General features: G+C 73.2%; 9 protein-coding genes and 1 pseudogene. 5 read left to right on the top strand and 5 right to left on the bottom strand.

Annotated elements, in window-relative coordinates:
* A partial coding sequence (locus ACIQOV_RS03625; RefSeq protein ID WP_401044419.1) for a hypothetical protein occupies positions 1-410 on the top strand: 410 nt, incomplete at its 5' end.
* A 62-nt stretch (positions 411-472) separates the two neighbouring features.
* On the opposite strand, the pseudogene ACIQOV_RS03620 reads toward ACIQOV_RS03625, so the two are convergent.
* From ACIQOV_RS03620 to ACIQOV_RS03610, 3 genes and pseudogenes are all read right to left on the bottom strand, one after another.
* Positions 473-628, bottom strand: a pseudogene (locus tag ACIQOV_RS03620) (helix-turn-helix domain-containing protein); the annotation flags it as partial.
* 213 nt (positions 629-841) lie between these two features.
* Entirely contained in the window at positions 842-1,891 is a 1,050-nt protein-coding gene (locus ACIQOV_RS03615) for a LacI family DNA-binding transcriptional regulator (protein ID WP_401044418.1), read from the bottom strand.
* A 246-nt stretch (positions 1,892-2,137) separates the two neighbouring features.
* Positions 2,138-4,075 carry a PIG-L family deacetylase gene (locus ACIQOV_RS03610; protein WP_401044415.1) on the bottom strand — a complete coding sequence of 646 codons (1,938 nt, stop codon included), beginning with the start codon at positions 4,073-4,075 and terminating at the stop codon, positions 2,138-2,140.
* 479 nt (positions 4,076-4,554) lie between these two features.
* On the opposite strand from ACIQOV_RS03610, the gene ACIQOV_RS03605 reads away from it, so the two are divergent.
* Both ACIQOV_RS03605 and ACIQOV_RS03600 read left to right on the top strand, forming a co-directional pair.
* On the top strand, positions 4,555-6,300 hold the full coding sequence (locus tag ACIQOV_RS03605; protein WP_401044412.1) for a GDSL-type esterase/lipase family protein: 1,746 nt from the start codon (positions 4,555-4,557) through the stop codon (positions 6,298-6,300).
* A gap of 528 nt (positions 6,301-6,828) precedes the next feature.
* Positions 6,829-10,407: a LamG-like jellyroll fold domain-containing protein gene (locus ACIQOV_RS03600; protein ID WP_401044409.1), complete on the top strand. Its 3,579-nt coding sequence runs from the start codon at positions 6,829-6,831 to the stop codon at positions 10,405-10,407.
* Between the two features lie 222 nt (positions 10,408-10,629).
* Here ACIQOV_RS03600 and ACIQOV_RS03595 read toward each other — a convergent pair whose 3' ends face one another.
* Positions 10,630-11,346 (bottom strand): flavodoxin family protein, encoded by a 717-nt coding sequence (locus ACIQOV_RS03595; RefSeq protein ID WP_401044406.1) that lies wholly within the window; start codon positions 11,344-11,346, stop codon positions 10,630-10,632.
* Positions 11,347-11,515: 169 nt separating this feature from the next.
* The gene (locus tag ACIQOV_RS03590) at positions 11,516-12,301 is read right to left on the bottom strand and encodes a class I SAM-dependent methyltransferase (protein ID WP_401044403.1); all 786 of its coding nucleotides are present in this window, start codon (positions 12,299-12,301) and stop codon (positions 11,516-11,518) included.
* Between the two features lie 198 nt (positions 12,302-12,499).
* On the opposite strand from ACIQOV_RS03590, the gene ACIQOV_RS03585 reads away from it, so the two are divergent.
* Both ACIQOV_RS03585 and ACIQOV_RS03580 read left to right on the top strand, forming a co-directional pair.
* On the top strand, positions 12,500-14,275 hold the full coding sequence (locus ACIQOV_RS03585; RefSeq protein ID WP_401044401.1) for an RNA ligase family protein: 1,776 nt from the start codon (positions 12,500-12,502) through the stop codon (positions 14,273-14,275).
* Positions 14,275-16,689, top strand: a complete 2,415-nt coding sequence (locus ACIQOV_RS03580) for an RNA repair domain-containing protein (protein ID WP_401044398.1) — start codon at positions 14,275-14,277, stop codon at positions 16,687-16,689. The genes ACIQOV_RS03585 and ACIQOV_RS03580 overlap by 1 nt, the downstream gene beginning before the upstream one ends.
* Positions 16,690-16,692: the final 3 nt, after the last annotated feature.

Below are 16,692 nucleotides of genomic sequence, written 5' to 3'. Positions count from 1 at the left end.
GCCACTACGGCACGCTGTCCTTCGACATCGCCCGCATGATCGACGAGAACCCGGAGCTCGGCCGGCCGATCCACGAGGACGGTCCGGACGTCTGGCCGCCGGTCGGACGGCGGCGTGACGGGAGGCCGTCACGGTTCGCTCTGCGGGAGCCCGGGGACCCTCCTCCCACGCGGAACGAGCCGGGGATCTACCGGGTGCGCGGTTGGGCGCCGCGATCGGGTGAGCCCGGCCGGGCCCCGCCCTGGTGCCGCGGCCGGGCGGGGCGGGGCTGCGGACAGCGCCGGCGGCGCCGACAGCACGGACCGCTCTCACCGACCGCCGTCAACGGCAGGACCATCACGACCACCGCGGACGGCTGCTCGCCCACCACGTCGGCGGCCGGCGCCCCGCGGTGGCTCCCGCCCGGCTGATCGATCCCGCTACCGGGAACGGCCCGCGCAGCACGGAGAAACCCCTCCAAGCGCGAAGCCCCCAGGCCGAGTGCCGCCGCGAGCTGCTGGACCGAACGGCGATGCGGTCGGCGCACCCGGCCCCGCTCGATGTCGCTGATCGTCCTCACACTGACCTGGGAACGCCGGGCGAGTTCCTCGTGCGTGAGCCCCGCCGCACGACGAAGCGCCCTCAGCATCCCCCCGAATGCCGTATTCCCTTGCTGCGCCTTCGACACGTCACCCCCTGACATCCACGCCCCCTCGTACTGAACGCGCGCTTCCACACCTGACGTGTGGGAGCGCTCCCACGCCGGGGAGCGTAGCAGTCCTCACCTGCCGGGTCGGTCGCGACACTCAGCGGGAGCCCGGCGAAGAACAACGGGATTTGATGGCCCTTCAGGCTGGTCCCGTCAGGCCGAGACCCGCACCGTCAGCTCGGCCGGAAGGGTCACCTGGCGACGCGGCCGACCGGGTTCGGCGATCTCTTCGAGCAACAGCTGAACCATCAACCTCCCCATCGCCTCGATGGGTTGGCGCACACTGGTGAGCGGCGGCTCGGTGCTCCGGGCGACCACGGAATCGTCGAAGCCGACGACCGCCACCTGTCCCGGCACGCGCCGCCCCGCCTCGCGCAGCGCCCGGATCGCGCCCACGGCCATCAGATCAGAGGCGCAGAACACGGCGTCGAGGGCTGGTGCTCCGGCCAGGAGTTCGCGCATCGCCGCGTAGCCGCCCGCCTCGGTGAAGTCCCCGTGGGCGACGAGTACTTCCTCCAGGGGGAGGCCGGCCTCCGTGAGCGCCTCCCGGTACCCCGCCAGGCGTGCTCCGGCCGCCTCCATGTCGAGCGGCCCCGTGATGGTGGCCACCCTGGTGCTGCCGCGCGCGACCAGGTGCCGGACGGCCGCCCGGGCCCCGCCCGCGTTGTCGGCGTGGACGTAGCTCAGCGGTTCCCGCTCGGAACGGCGACCGCCCAGCACGGTCGGCATCTCCAGCCATTCGAGCAGGTCGGGCAACGGGTCGTCCTGACGCACCGAGACCAGGAGCACGCCGTCGACCCGACGCGCGGTGAGGTAGCGCGTCAGACGCTCGCGCTCGTCCTCGTTGCGGACCAGGGCCAGCAGCAACTGCAGGTCGGTCGCGGCGAGTTCGTCGGAGATCCCGGTGATGACGTCCGAGAAGTACGGTTCCGACCTCAGCCGCTCCGCGCTTTCCGGGACGACCAGGGCGATGACATCGGTCCGCGAGGTCACCAGGGACCGTGCCGCCTGGTTGGGGACGTAGCCGAGCTCGGCGATGGCGCGCTCCACGGCCCCCCTCGCCTCGGTGCTCACCTTGGGCGAACCGTTGATGACCCGGGACACCGTCCCCCGGCTGACTCCGGCGCGAGCCGCCACGTCTTCCACCGTCGGTCGCGCGCCGGACCGGGCGGTTCCGGGACCCGGCCGTTCAGTTCGGGGCATGATCACACTCCGGCGTGGCTCACCGGGCGATCGTCCGGAACGGGGCGACGGAAGTGATCCACGAGGTCGACTGTTCGGGAGACGTGCTCGCGCACGCTCGGGGGCGGCCATCGTACACGGCGTGAGAGCGCTCCCACCGGCTGCCGCCGGCCGTTCGCCCACCCCGCCACCCGGGACCCGGGACCCGCCGACCCGGCGCCCGCCGTCCGGTCGGGACTGCTCCCGACCGGACGGCGAGACCTGCGGTCAGAGCGGCAGGCCCTGCCAGCCGCCGAAACCGGTGGCCGAGGTGCCCGCACGGACGTAGACGCGGCCGTCCGTGCCGATGGCGAACACGTAGAGGACATCGCCGCTGCCGACGATCGCGGTCGGGTAGTCGAGGACGGTGCCGCCGAGGTCCTGCCAGGCGCCGTAGCCGGAGTTCGGGGCGGTCTGGGCGGTGGTGCTCACGCCGCCACCGCCGTTGCGCTCGAACAGGACGACCTGTCCGCGGAGAGTGGCCATCGCCGGCTCGCCCACGCCCGCGTGGCCGCCGAGGTTGACCGGGGACTGGCTCCACGAACTGCCGAGCTGGGTCTGGTAGCTGACCAGCATCGCGCCGGTGCCGGCCTCGCGGTAGGCGAGTTCGATCCGCCCGTCCTGGTCGAGCGCGGCCTTGGGCGGGCTCGCCGGGCGGGCGTTCGGGATCGCGACCGGGCCGTTGATGGCGTCGTTCGGGGCGGTCTGCCACCAGTTGAGGACCTCGGCGCGGGTGCTGGCGAAGACCTCGATCCTCCCGGCACCGTTGCGGATCGCGGTGACCGGGTCCTGGATGTCGGTGCCGCGCAGGTCCTCCCAGGTGGTCGTCCAGGCACCGTTCGGGGTGGTCTGCCGGATCGAGCTGAGGCCGCCGCCGCCGTTCTTGATGAAGAGTTCCAACCGGCCGTCCTGGGAGGAGACCACCGCGGGCACGCCGACCTGGTCCACGTTGTTGAGCCCGGCGTTGGGGTTGCCGAGGTCGGCCCAGCTGTTCCGCCACACGCCGTTGGGCGTGGTCTGCGGCACGGAGACGATGTGATGGTCGGTCAGGCGGCGGGCGAAGACCTCCATCCGGCCGTCGGCGTTGGTGCCGACCACGATGCCCGGCGCCAGCCGCCCGCCCGGGTCGGCGAACCGTGCCGGGCCGCCCCAACTGCCGTCCGACTGGCGCCAGTAGGTGTAGAGGGAGCCCGCCCGGACGACGAAGACCTGCGGCCGGCCGTCCTGGTTCAGACCGGCCCAGGAGGTGCCCCGCGACCAGCGGTAGTACATCCGGGAGAACCAGGCGGTCTCGTAGCTCCCCGAGTGGTCGTGGCTGGCGTACTCGGAGACGATCACGCCCTTGGTGTCGACCGTCGCCGGGTCCAGGTTCACCGGGCAGTCGCTGATGTTGTAGTCCCGGTAGTTCACCTGGATCAGCGAGCCGCCGTACTGACTCGCCGCCACGCCTGCGAACTTCGCGGCGGAGATGTGGTCCGAGTGGTCGCCCTTGTAGCGGGTGTCCGGGAGTTCGTCCTGAGCCCGGAGCACGGTCGGCCGGTACGTCACCATGATCTGCCGCAGCACCTCGACGACGTCCGCCGCCGTGTAGGTCGACGGCCCGGACATCGGGCTGCCCTTCGGGACGACCGTGGTGTCGGTGCCGCCGTTCAGCACATCGGCGAGCCCGGCGTCGTGCAGGTTGAGGAAGATCAGGTGCACCGACCGGTCCCTGAGCATGTACCGCTCGACCTGCTTGCCCGCGACCGTCCACGCCTCGACGATCCAGTGCCCGATCTCGTCGGTCGACGGGTCGGTGTCACCGACCCCGGCCATCCGGGAGTAGGCGTTGACGGCGCCCATCTGGCGGTTCCAGGTGCGCAGCGGATCGCCGGCGGGGTCCCCGCAGCCCGAACACGGGTCACCGGTGATGTTCCCCGCGGTGACGAACACCGTGACGGACGGCGTGCCGTTGGCGATCGCGTTGGACAGGTCCGGGTTCATGAACAGGATGTCGTCGTCCTCGTGGGCGACGACCTGCATGAACAGCGGCTCGGAGCCGGCGGTCAGAGCCGCGCCCGTACTCGTGGCCGCAGCGGCGCGGGTCGCGGTCCCCTTGGCCAGGACGGGTGCGGCGAGGGCAGTGACTGCGAGGGAGGCGAGGAGTCGCCGTCGTCCGATTGCCATGTGATTTCCCCTAATTCGAGGTCGGCAGGTAATCACGCCAGGAGGTAATTGGCGGATTGTCGAGCAGGAAATGCTCGAGACGGTATATCGCAAATCCGGCGGGTGGGCAACAGTCGACTGACGTACGATCAGGCCAAGCTGTCCGCTTCTCGCCCATCCGGTTCGGTCCCGGACGAATCCGCTCCTCCGTCGAACCGTGCGCCACCGGCGGATCATGCCTGGTGGCGCGGTTTCTGCAGGAACTTCCCCATGCTTTCCGCCTGGTGTTCCACATGGCGGACTCCGAGCCGGGAGTGATTGCATCGTGGGGTGGCGGACGAGCTCCGAGAGTTCTCGCCGCTTTATCGGATTTCCTCGTCCGGGAAAGAGGGCGCCGCCATTATCCGTCGCCTGGACCGCGCGGAAAGAGGTTTTCCGTACCCAGCGAAAGGACTCCTGTGTACGTCGCCCACCGCCCGCCGCGGAGCCGCCTGTCCGCCATGGCGGCAGCCGCTGTCGTCGTCGGCGCGTTCGCCGGCCTGCCGCCCACCGCCCCCGCGCACGCGACCACCGGCTGCGGGCCGCTGGCTGCCGCGCCGGCGTCCGGCACGAGCGCACCCCGTCCCACGTCCTCGACCTGGACCGGGAGTTGGGGCACCGCCATGAGCCTGGCCGGACCACCCGCGTCCTCGGGCGTGACGGGCCGGCAGACGCTGCGCATGGTCATCCACACCAGCATCGGCGGCAGCTCCGCCCGGATCCGCCTGGCGAACACCTTCAGCCCGGACCCGGTGACCATCGGGCACGTCACCATCGCGGCCCAGGACGGGACCGCGGCCCGGAACGGGAGTCCGGCCACGGCAACCGCCACGCCCGTCACCCTGACGTTCGGCGGATCCGGCCGGGCCGTCATCCCGCCCGGCGGCGAGATCTACAGCGACCCCACCGCCTTCCCGGTCGCCGCGGACGGGAACCTGCTGGTCAGCCTCTGGCTCCCCGACGGGATCACCACCGCGCCCTACCACCCCTACACGCTCACCACCTCCTACACCTCCGCTCCCGGCGACGGCGCCGACCACAGCCAGGACACCGACGGCGCCAACCTCCCCGCCAGGTACGACTACTGGGCCTACCTCAGCGGTCTGGACGTCACAGCCGCCGGCAGCGACGGGACGGTCGTCGCCCTCGGCGACTCGCAGGTGGACGGCGGGCACACCTACCAGGACTCCAACACCCGTTGGACCGACGACTACGGGCGCGCCCTCAGGGCCCAGCCGACGCCCAAGGGCATCGTCAACAAGGGCATCTCCGGCAACCGGATCCTCGCCGACGGGACGGGAGGACGCGCCGGGTTCGGCCAGAGCGCGCTCAACCGCTTCGACCGGGACGTGCTCTCCCAGACCGGGGTGCGGAGCGTCGTGCTGTACGAGGGCATCAACGACATCACGATGGACGACGCCTCCGACACCGCGATCGAGTCGGGGATCCGGCAGTTGGCCTCGCGCGCGCACGCGGCCGGGCTCCGCTTCACCGTGGCCACCATCCCCGCCTTCCAGGGCTACGGCGACTACACCGCCGCCCGGGACCAGGTGCGCCGATGCGTGAACAGCTGGATCCGCACGACGACGGAGATCGACGGCTTCCACGACTTCGACGAGGCGACCCGCGACCCGATCAACCCGAGCGCCGCGTTCGCCGGCTACGTCTCCTCCGACCGCCTGCACTTCACCACCAACGGGAACGCGGCCCTCGCCGACGTCCTCGCCCCGCGGCCCGCCCCGGCCAGGCCCTCCCACACCTTCTCCCAGACGACGGCCGGAGCCTTCCACGGCAAGGGCACCGGCGACCTCGTCGCCCGCGACGACTCGGACGGGCACCTGTACGAGTGGGCGGGCCTGGGGGACGGGTCCTTCGCCGCCAGGACCGACCTGACCGCCGGCTGGGGCGCGTTCTCCGAGACGGTCGCCGGTGACTTCCGCGGCACCGGCCACGCCGACCTCATCGCCCGGGAGGATTCGACGGGCACCCTGTACCTGTGGGCCGGCAACGGGGACGGCACCTTCGCCGCCCGCGTCCGCGTCACCGATGGCTGGGGCCCGTTCTCCGAGACGGTCGCCGGTGACTTCCGCGGCACCGGCCACGCCGACCTCATCGCCCGCAACGACACCTACGGCGTCCTCGACACATGGATCAACACGGGCGGAGCCTCCTTCACACGCCCCTTCCGGCTCACCGACGGCTGGTGAACACCGGATCAGGACGACGCGCGACCTCCCGCTGACCGCGCGGATCGCCCCTCGCAGGGTTGTGAGGGGCGATCCGCGCGTACGAACACGATGCGACCGGTGGACGACGGCGCCTTTGAGTACCGCGCCTGACCGGGGCGAGACACGGTGACGTGTGCCGACGGCTTCGATGAATCGCTCCGTGCCGCCGAATGCCTCGTAGGTGCCGAGCGGGCCGCTGACTGTGTCGTGTGCGGGATCCCCGCCCCGGCGAACCCGCGGAGCGGGGCGTAGCGCCCCACGACCGCCGCAGTGGTGGCACAGCGGACGCCGGGGCACCGGATCGCGTCGACAACTGCGGGCGTGACGCTGCTGGGGCGGCCGGGAAACGCAGGCCAGTAGGTGGGCGCTTGCGGCCTGTCCTGGCAAACCGCAACGAGCCTGTCCGACTCGGTGTCGCGGTTGCCGCCTTCTCCAAGACCGGAGCGTTCATGTGCGTTCCCCTGCTTCAGCGTGGGAGACGACGCCACCGCCGGCGACACAAGCCGGATGGCTTCCATCGAGCTGTGGGCCAAGCACAACCAGTCCCGGGGCCGCACCGGGCCGCTGCTCGTCCACGGCACGCCGAGCGGCGTCCGCGACCAGACGCTGCACCTGGTGTTCACCCCCACCGAGACCTTCCGCTTCGGGCTGTACTCCGACGACCTGGACACCGCCCAGGCCTACCCGGACCTGGAGTGGCACCACTGGGCCGCGGTGTACAAGAACGCCACCCGCGAACAGATCCTCTACCGCGACGGCATCGAGGTCGGCCACCACACCGCCGACGCCCCGTACACCGGCAACGGGCCGCTGGTGATCGGCGGCCTGTCGTTCGGCAACGCGTACCTGGACGGCCGGATCGACGAGATCCGGGTCTTCGACCGGGTCCGCACCCAGCGGGAGATCGCCGCCGAGCGCGACCGGCGGCTGTCCGGCCGGGAGCCGGGCCTGCTGGGCTACTGGACCGTCGACACGCCGGGCAGCCCGCCGTCCCCGATCAAGGGCTACCAGGTGGTGGCCCGGGTCGGCGGCCGGGTGGTGAAGTCGGCGGAGCGGTTCCCGTGCAACGAGTGGGCGCACCTGGCCGCCGCCTTCACCCAGTCCTGGGCGCTGCGGATGGACAACGCGGTGGGCCTGTCGGTCGAGTCGCAGGACTCACTGGACCTGCTGGAGGACCTGACCGTCGAGGCCTTCGTCCGGATCGACCGGATCGGTACCCCGATGGGCCTGGTCGCCAAGGGGACGGTCGTCGACGGCGGGCAGGCCGGCGTCCCGTACCAGTTCGGCGTCCTGGCCGACGGCCGACTGGAGTTCGCGTTCGCCGAGGCCGACGGCAAGGCCGTCCGCTTCGCCTCGACCCAGGCCCTGACGCCCGGCGCCGTGCAGAAGGTGAGCGTGGTGCGCGAGCGCCGCCAGCCCGCGCCCGCGGCCGCCGGCAGCACCCAGCCGCCCGCGCCGGACCAGCCCGAGCAGTACATCCGGTTCTTCATCGGCAACACCCTGGTCGGCAACCACCTGTACAGCGGGCCCGGTGCGCAGACCAACACCAGCGAACTGGAGATCGGCCGCGGCCTGACCGGCGTCCTGAGCGAGGTGCGGATCTGGAACGCCGTGCGGGCGGCCGGCCAGGTCGGACTGCCCGTCACCCCGCGCGAGAAGGGCCTGCTGGCCCGCTGGGCCTTCGACGAGAACGCCGGCAACGTCGCCTTCGACCACTCGGGTTCCTTCCCGGCCAAGCTGCGCGGCGCCCGCTGGACCCGCGACCCCGACTCGGCGGCCAGCCCGCTGCGGCTGTACCGCAACGGCGAACCGCTGGCCGAGGGCTCCGTCACCGCGCAGGACTCCGCGCCCTGGGGCGAGGCCCAACTCACCCTGGGCGCCCGGCTGGAGGGCGGCAAGCCCGCCGACCCGTTCACCGGGACGCTGGAGGAGATACGGATCTGGCGCACCGTCCGGACCGCGGAGCAGATCTCCGACAACCTGTTCTCCCGGCTGCGCGGCGACAAGCAGCACCTGCTCGGCTACTGGCCGTTCGACCGCGACTCCACCGAGCCCGGCACCACCTCGGTGCGGGACGAGGGCCTGCGCGGCAACAGCCTGGGCTTCTCCGCCAAGCGGCCCCGGATCCTGCTCTCCACCGCCCCGATCTCCACCGACACCGCCCAGGTCCGCTCGGCCCTCGCCGACGTCCGCACCCCGTTCCACGACAGCATCGGCGGCGGCCCCGGCGCGAGCGAGTACGCCGACCTGCAGTACGACGCCAAGGGCGAGGCGCTGGGCGTGCTCAAGCGCTGCTACGGCTTCGTCCGGGACGGCCGCTGGCACCTGGTCACCGGCTACAAGGTCGGCGATCTGATCACCGAATGGGTCGGCCAGGCCCAGTTCGACCCGCAGCTGGTCGGCTACGTCGAGGGCGCCCTTCCGGTGCCCTCGGAGAACCTGGTCGACGGGGCCGGCGACCACACCGGGGCCTCCTCGGTGGAGTTCACCGAGGCCGAGGAGGTGGTGCAGAGCCTGTCCTCCAGCAAGTCCCGGAGCACGGACGCCGCCTTCAACTTCTCGTTCGACTTCGCGACCGACGTCGACACCATGACCGTCACCGCCCCGCTCGGCGTCGGCATCGCCAAGCCGCTGTTCTCGGGGCAGACCAAGATCGGCATCAACGGCAGCCTGGAGATCTCCAACACCTGGAGCTCCGAAACCCAGGTCAGCCAGGGCACCAACACCGCCCGCAAGACCCGGCTGGCGCTCACCGGCTACCCCGAGGACCCGGCCAAGCTCCTCAACCCGGCCGTCGGCCGCCGCTACGTGCCCGCCAACACCGGCATGGCACTGGTGCAGTCCCAGACCGCCGACGTCTTCGCGCTGTGCCTGGCACACACCGGCGCGCTGATCGCCTACCGGATGATGCCCAACCCGGACATCCCGCTGGACTGGAACATCATTCACTTCCCGATCAACCCCCGCTACACCAAGCAGGGCACCCTGGACGGCGCGGTCGGCTTCGACGAGCGCGGCAAGGTCACCGACCCCGACTGCCCGACCGCCACCGGGTACGGCGAGTACAGCTACTTCAAGCCCAAGGACGCCTACGCGCTCAAGCGCCGCATCACCCGCGACCAGCAGCGGCTGCAGGCCTACTACCAGTCGATCTCCACCGAGGCCGACCAGCGCGGCGCGAACGACCCGGCCGAGGCCCAGGCCCGCGCGGTGCTGCGCTCGATGGGCATGGACGTCGCGCCCCGCGACGACAGCCGCCCCGGCGGCCCGAACGCGACGGCCGACGGCTTCTCCCACCGCGACCTGGTCAACACCTACGTCTGGACCGCCCAGGGCGGCTTCTTCGCCGAGACCACCGAGGCGACCGACGCCGTCACCGAAACCACCGCCGGCTCGTACACCTTCCACGGCTCGGCCGGCGGCTACATGGATTTCGCCTTCAGCCTCATCGACCTCGGCTGGGGGCTGCACATGGACGCCTCGGTGGGCGGCGGCTTCAGCACCACCCGCGCCAAGGGCAGGGACGCCTCCCGCTCCTTCGGCCTCGACGTCCAGTGCGCGCCCTCCGGCGACCTGCAACGCCGCGGCACCGACGGCAAGTTGGTGTACGACGCGGCGGGCCGGCCGGTACTGGTGCCGGGCAAGGTGGACGCCTACCGCTTCCTCACCTTCTACCTCGGCGAGACCAGCGCCAACTTCGACGACTTCTACCGCAAGGTCGTCGACCCGATCTGGCTGCAGGGCAGCGGCGCCCCCGACGCCGCCGCGCTGCGACAGGCCCGGCAGAGCTCCGCCAAGCCCCCGTGCTGGCGGATCCTGCACCGGGTCACCTACGTCAGCCGGGTGCTCCCGCCCGTCCCGCCGCCCGGGGCACCGCCGCTGGAGCAGGCGATGCGCGCCGAGAACATCGACAGCGACTACGAGCTGATCCGGCGCCTGGAACCGTACGTCCGCCCGGCCGCCACCAGCACCGGCGCGCTGTCCGCCGCCACCCGGAAGGTGCTCGCCGCCGAACTGCCCGAACTCCTGCCGCACGCCGTCGAGATCATCGACTACCTCGGCCGGTACTTCGGCCTCGACGACTGACCCCCGCCCGGCCCTCCGGTTCCCCGGAGGGCCGGACTGTCGTCGGTCACCAGCCCGGACGGCGATCACCCGTGAGGTATCGACGACCGTGAGAGCCAAGGAAGCCCGGGCGGACGAATCGCCCGAGGGCATGGCGAGTTGAGGGATACGCCATCGGTTCGGGCGCCCTTTCAGGCGAAAACAACACCCGTCGCGCCGATTCCGGGACATCGGCGCGGCGGTTCAGCGGTGCTCGGGGTTCTCGAAGTCGAAGCGGCAGCCGGCGTCCCACTCGGAGCGCTGGTTGCCGTGGGCGGGGATGCCGCGGGCGTCCTTGAGCATGCGGGCGAGGTGGAGCTGGTTCCAGGTCATGAACGTGGTGTTGCGGTTGGTGAAGTCGTTCTGCGGGCCGCCGGATCCGGGGTCGAGGTAGGAGGGGCCGGGGCCGGCCTCGCCGACCCAGCCGGCGTCGGCCTGGGGCGGGATGGTGTAGCCGAGGTGCTGGAGGCTGTAGAGGACGTTCATCGCGCAGTGCTTGGCGCCGTCCTCGTTGCCGGTGATCAGACAGCCGCCGACCCGGCCGTAGTAGGCGTACTGGCCCTCGGAGTTGAGGATCGACGAACAGGCGTAGAGCCGCTCGATGACCTTCTTCATCACGGAGGAGTTGTCGCCCAGCCACACGGGCCCGGCCAGCGTGAGGATGTCGGCGGCCATCACCTGGGAGTAGATCACCGGCCACTCGTCGGTTTCCCAGCCGTGCTCGGTCATGTCCGGCCAGACGCCCGTGGCGATGTCGATGTCCACCGCCCGCAGGACGTCGACCGCGACGCCCTGGCGTTCCAGGATGCCGGTGCTGACGTCGATCAGGCCCTGGGTGTGGCTGCGCTCCGGGGAGCGCTTGAGCGTGCAGTTGATCACCAGGGCGCGCAGGTCGGCGTACGACGTCGGCGTGTCCGGCACGGGGTCCTCCCTCGGTCCGTCGGGGAGGCCGGTCGGGTCGCGGACTCCCGGCACAGCTCACCAGGTCGGCGGGGTGGACGCGCGCGCGGTTGGGCCGGTCGCCTGACGACACGCCGCCTGGCCCCCGGCCAAGCGGCCGGCGTCCCCGCAGCGGGCCCCGGAGGGCGGCTCAGGACCGGGCGGCGCGGCGGATGATGAGCATGTCCTGGGTGTGGCCGATGGCGAAGCCGCCGGCGGGGAGGGCGAAGTGGTCCTGGACGTAGGCGGTCAGGGCCGCGCGGGAGGGGCGGGGGTCGAGGGTGGCCACGTCGGCGACGTTGACCATGAACTCGGCGACGTCCACCGCCTCGGCCAGATGGGGCGTGCGGTAGTGGAGGTCGAGGGTTTCGAGGGCGTAGCCGTGCTCGGGGTGCCGCTCGCGCAGGCGGTCGGCGAGCGGGCGGAGGTCGTAGCGGACGCCGGTGAAGTGCGCGGCCATCCGCATGCAGGGGCTCTCCGGGTTCTGCAGCACGACCAGGAGGGTGCCGCCGGGGGCCGTCCAGTCCAGGGCGCGGTTGACGGTGCCGAGCCAGTCCGCCTCGGGCACGTAGTAGAGCACGTGGGAGAGGTGGACGAGGTCGGCCCGCTCGAGCGGGTCGGCCCGGTCGAGCGGGTCCGGGAGGACCAGGGCGTCGGGGCAGGCCACGGCGAGCTTCTCGCGCATCGCGGCGCTGGGTTCCACCGCGATCGTGCGGTCGAAGGAGCGGCTCAGGTAGGCGGTGGTGCGGCCGTCGCCGGCGCCGAGATCGAGCAGGACCCGGCGGTGCGGCAGGGCGGCCACGATCTCGCCCAGCCGGTCGTGGGTGATCGGCTTCTCGTCCGTTCCGGCGAGGAACAGTTCGAACGCCCGGCGGTAGTCGGCGCCCGTCACGTCCAGCACCCGGACCGGGTCCTCGTCCTTCGTCCTCGTCTCCACCGGCCGGCCTCCCCTGTTGACGTTGTGTCGGGTCGCGTCATGGGACCCCGGGAACGCGGCGCGGTGGTGCAGGGACGTTCCTGCCCGCGTGTCGGCCAGGCCCTTCGGCACCCGGGGACCCGCCGTTTAATCGGTGGCCCGGGCTCGGCGGCGGCTCCTACAGTGTCGGCCGGATCAAGAACGCCCAGGGAGCAGGACATGCGTGTGCACTACCCCCGGACGCCGCATCTGCCCTGGTCACCGGGCGCCGCGGCGGACGACGTACGGGCCGGGGACCTGTCCGCGCTGGCCGGCGCCGAGGTCGTCGTCACCGAGAAGCTCGACGGCGAGAACACCACGCTCTACCGCGACGGCCTGCACGCCCGCTCGCTGGACTCCGCCCACCACCCCTCCCGCGCCTGGGTGAAGGGCCTTCAGGGCCGGATCGCCCCGCGCGTCCCGGAGGGCTGGCGGATCTGCGGCGAGAACCTGTTCGCCCGGCATTCGATCCCGTACACCGATCTGGAGAGCTGGTTCTACGGCTTCTCGGTCTGGACGGGCGGCGAATGCGACGGCAGGAACGGCGGCCGCGACGACGGCCAGGACCATTGCCTGGACTGGGACGACACCGTCCGCTTCCTGCGCCGCCTCGGCATCCCCGTCCCGCGGGTGCTGTGGCGCGGCCGCTACGACGAACGGGCCCTGCGCGCCCTGCGGTTGGACCTCGACCGGCAGGAGGGGTACGTGGTGCGGACGGTCCGGGGCTTCTCCCGGGCCGAGTTCGGCGAGCGGGTCGCCAAGTGGGTCCGCCCGCGGCACGTGCGCACCGACACCCACTGGATGCACGCCGCCGTGGTGGAGAACGGGCTCGGCCCGGGTGCCGCGCTCTGGGCCGTGCGCTCCGGTGCGCTGCCCGAACCGACCGCCCTCGCGGCCGCCCTGAACCTTCCCGAACTCACCTGCCCGCCCGAGGAGTTGGCCGAGGTGTCGGCCCGGCTGGACGAACTGGGCCGGAGCGGGGACGCCCGGCTGGCCGGTGTGCTCGCCACCGCGCTGCGCACCGCCCGCCGGCAGTCGCTGGCGCCGCGGCTGGCCGGGCCGCTCGGCCTGCCGCTGGCCCGGCGGGTCGCCGACCTGGTCGGGCTGCACCCGGCCCTCCAGCAGCCGTACCCGGACGGGGAGCGCCGAGCCGGGCTGGTCCGGCTCTCGGCCGCCGCCGACCTCGGGGTGCTGCACACCGTCGCCGCGACCGCCGCCCCCGGACGGGTCGAGCGCGAGCAGGTCGCCTGGTCCGCGCTGCACGCCGAGGACGCCGGGCTGCTCGACGGGGCGCCGCTCGCCCGGTTGCGGGCCGGGCTGCGCGAGGCGCTGGCCGGTCTGGACCGCGACGCCGCCGACCGCTGCTGGGCCCAGGCCCGCGAGGCGTACGCCCTCGGCCGGATCGCCACCGCCGAGGAGGCCGTGGCGGCCACCTGGCGCTGGCGCGACGGCCGCTTCCCCCGGCTGGTCCACCTGTGCGGCCCCTCCGGCAGCGGCAAGAGCAGCTTCGCCGCCGGGCTCACCGGCGTGACCGCCCGGATCGCACTGGACGACCTGCGCGCCGCGCGGGGCTCGCGCGCCGACCAGCGCGACAACGCCGAGGTGCTGCGCGAGGGACTGGCCCGCCTGGACGCCGCCCTGTGCACTCCGGGCGACGGCAAGGCGGCCACCGCGGTCTGGGACGCCACCTCGCTCAACCGCCAGCAGCGCTCCCACGTCCACGCCGTCGCCCAGCGCCGCGACGCCCTGATCACCCAGGTGGTCCTGGCGGTCGGCGCGGAGGAGCTGGTGCGCCGCAACGCCGTCCGCCCGCACCCCGTGCCCGAAGCGGTGCTCACCGCGCAGCTGCACCGCTTCGGACCGCCCTACCCCGGCCAGGCGCACCGCACCTGGTACGTGGGCCCCGGTGGCATCGTGGAGGACACGGCGGGCACCCTCGACGAGGAGGAGGAGTGATGCGCCCCATCGAACAGGTCTGCCAGCGGATCCGCTGGGACGCCCGCTTCGACCCGGCCCGGTTCACGCTGGGCGTGCGCCAGCGCGACGACCGCACCGAGCGCGTCCCGCTGGAGGCCTTCGCCGCCTCGGGTGAGATCCCCTGGCACCGGGTGCACTGGGTCGAGGCCGACGGCGTACGGGTCTGGGACCGCGCCTCGGGCGTGGACCTGCTCGACTCCACCGAGGCCGGGCGCCGCACCGACCCGCCCCTGCTGCCCTCACCCTTCTTCACCGCGACCGTCCCGCACGCCTGGCATCCGGGCGGCGGCTGGCGGCCCGCCGGGGCCGGACCAAACACCCAGGTGGCCACCGGCGTCCCGGCGGCCACGGACGTCCCGGCGACCACCGGCCTGCGCGTGGTCACCTGGAACACCCTGTGGGACCGCTACGACGCCGACCGGATCGCCACCGCCCGCCGCAGGCCCCTGCTGCTCGCCGCCCTGGAGGCCGCCGACGCCGACGTCATCGCCCTCCAGGAGGTCGAGCCCGCCCTGGTCGCCCTGCTGCTGGCGGCCCCCTGGATCCGCGCCGGGTACACCCTGGGCGCCGACCCGCTCGGGCCGGACGTCGACGACCACGGCCTGCTGCTGCTCAGCCGGCTGCCGGTGGCCGCGGCCGGGCGGCACGCGCTGGGCCCGCACAAGGCCGTCGCCGCCCTCTCGGTACGGACCGGCGGCGCGCCGCTGACCGTCGCCGCCGTCCACCTCAGCAGCGACCACTCGCCGGACGGCGCCGCCCGCCGCCAGGTCGAACTCTCCCGACTGGCCGAGGGGTTGGCCGGCGTCGAGGGCGAACTGCTGCTGCTCGGGGACTTCAACGACGGCCGCTCCGGCCCGGCCGGCCCGGCCGCCGCGCTCGGCCTGCGGGACGCCTGGACCCAGGTGCACGGACCGGCCGACGACACCCCCACCTTCGACCCGACGGCCAACCCGCTCGCCGCGGTCTCCTCGCTGACCGGCCGCCCGGGCCGCCTGGACCGCGTCCTGCACCGCGCCGACGGCACCCGCGCCACCGCGGCCGTCCTGCTCGGCGACCGTCCGGCCGGGGACGGGCTCCTCCCCTCCGACCACTACGGCGTGGCCGTGGACCTCGCGCTCGACGGCGAGGACCCGGACAACGGCCCGTGGGACGTCCTCGACGCCGCACCCACCGCCCGCACCGCCGTCGCCTGGCTGCCGCCCGAGGAGCTGTGGCCGCCGATCCAGCGCCTGCGCGAGGCCTACGACCCGCAGCTGCGCCGCTGGCCCCCGCACGTCAACCTGCTGTTCGGCTTCGTCCCGGAGTCCGAGTTCGACCGCGCCCTGCCGCTGCTCGGTGCGGCCGCCGCCGAGACGGCACCGTTCACCGCGCGGCTGGAGGGCGTGCACACCTTCGGGCACCGCGAGGACGCCACCGTCTGGCTGGACCCGGCCGCCGGCTCCCCCGCGCCCTGGGCGGCGCTGCGGCACGCGCTGGAGCGGCGCTTCCCGCGTTGCCGCGGCCGGGCGGAGGGCTTCACCCCGCACCTGACCCTCGGGCGCAGCGACGACCCCCAGCCGGTGGCCGCCGACTGCGCGGCCCGGCTCCCCGGGGCCTCGGCCCGGGTCGGCGAGCTGGTGGTGCTCTCCCGCCGGGGCGCCGAGCCGATGCGGCCGCGCGCGGTGGTCTCGCTGGGGACGGGCGTGGTGCGGCCGGTGCCCGAGCAGCCGATCGCCTCGCCGTCCCCGGAGTCGCCTCAACGCACCTCCACCGCCCGGGCGTTGGCCCGGCGCATCGCGGCGGCCCTGCCCGAGGGCGTGGTGCACACCGTCGGCTCCCGGCGGCTCGGCTGCCAGCTGGACGGGGCCGACCTGGACCTGGTGGCGGCGCTGCCCGGCCCCGCCGATCTGCCCTCCGTCCACGCCCGGGTGGCGGCCGCGCTGCCGGGGGCCCGCGGGCTGCGCGAGGTACGCGGCGCCCGGGTGCCGGGGCTGCGGCTGACCGCCGACGGCCTGGCGGTGGACCTCGTGGTGGTCTTCACCGGCGATCTCGACCCGGCCCGGGCCGTCGACCGCCGTGCGGAGCTGGGTGGGGCCGAGGCCGTCGCGCTGAGCGCGGTCACGGACGCCGAGGCGATACTGACGGCACTCGGCGACCGGCACGCCCGCTTCGTCCGGCTGGCCCGCCAGGTCAAGGCCTGGGCCCGGGCGCGCGGCCTGGACTCCGCGCCGTTCGGCCAACTCCCCTCGCTCGCCTGGTCGGTGCTGGCCGCCCGGACGGTCCTGGAGGCGACCGGCAGTCCCGAGGAGGAGCTCTTCCGGCGCTTCACCGAGACCTGGGCGGGCTGGGACTGTGTGGCCGCGGCGGCGGAAACGATTCGGCGAGAAGACATGGCGATACCCCCACACAGATGAAAC

It is taken from the genome of Kitasatospora sp. NPDC091257 (assembly GCF_044757675.1).
Taxonomy (GTDB): domain Bacteria; phylum Actinomycetota; class Actinomycetes; order Streptomycetales; family Streptomycetaceae; genus Kitasatospora; species Kitasatospora lactacystinica.
Note: the sequence above shows the minus strand (reverse complement) of the source record. Positions and strands in the feature narration are given on the sequence as shown.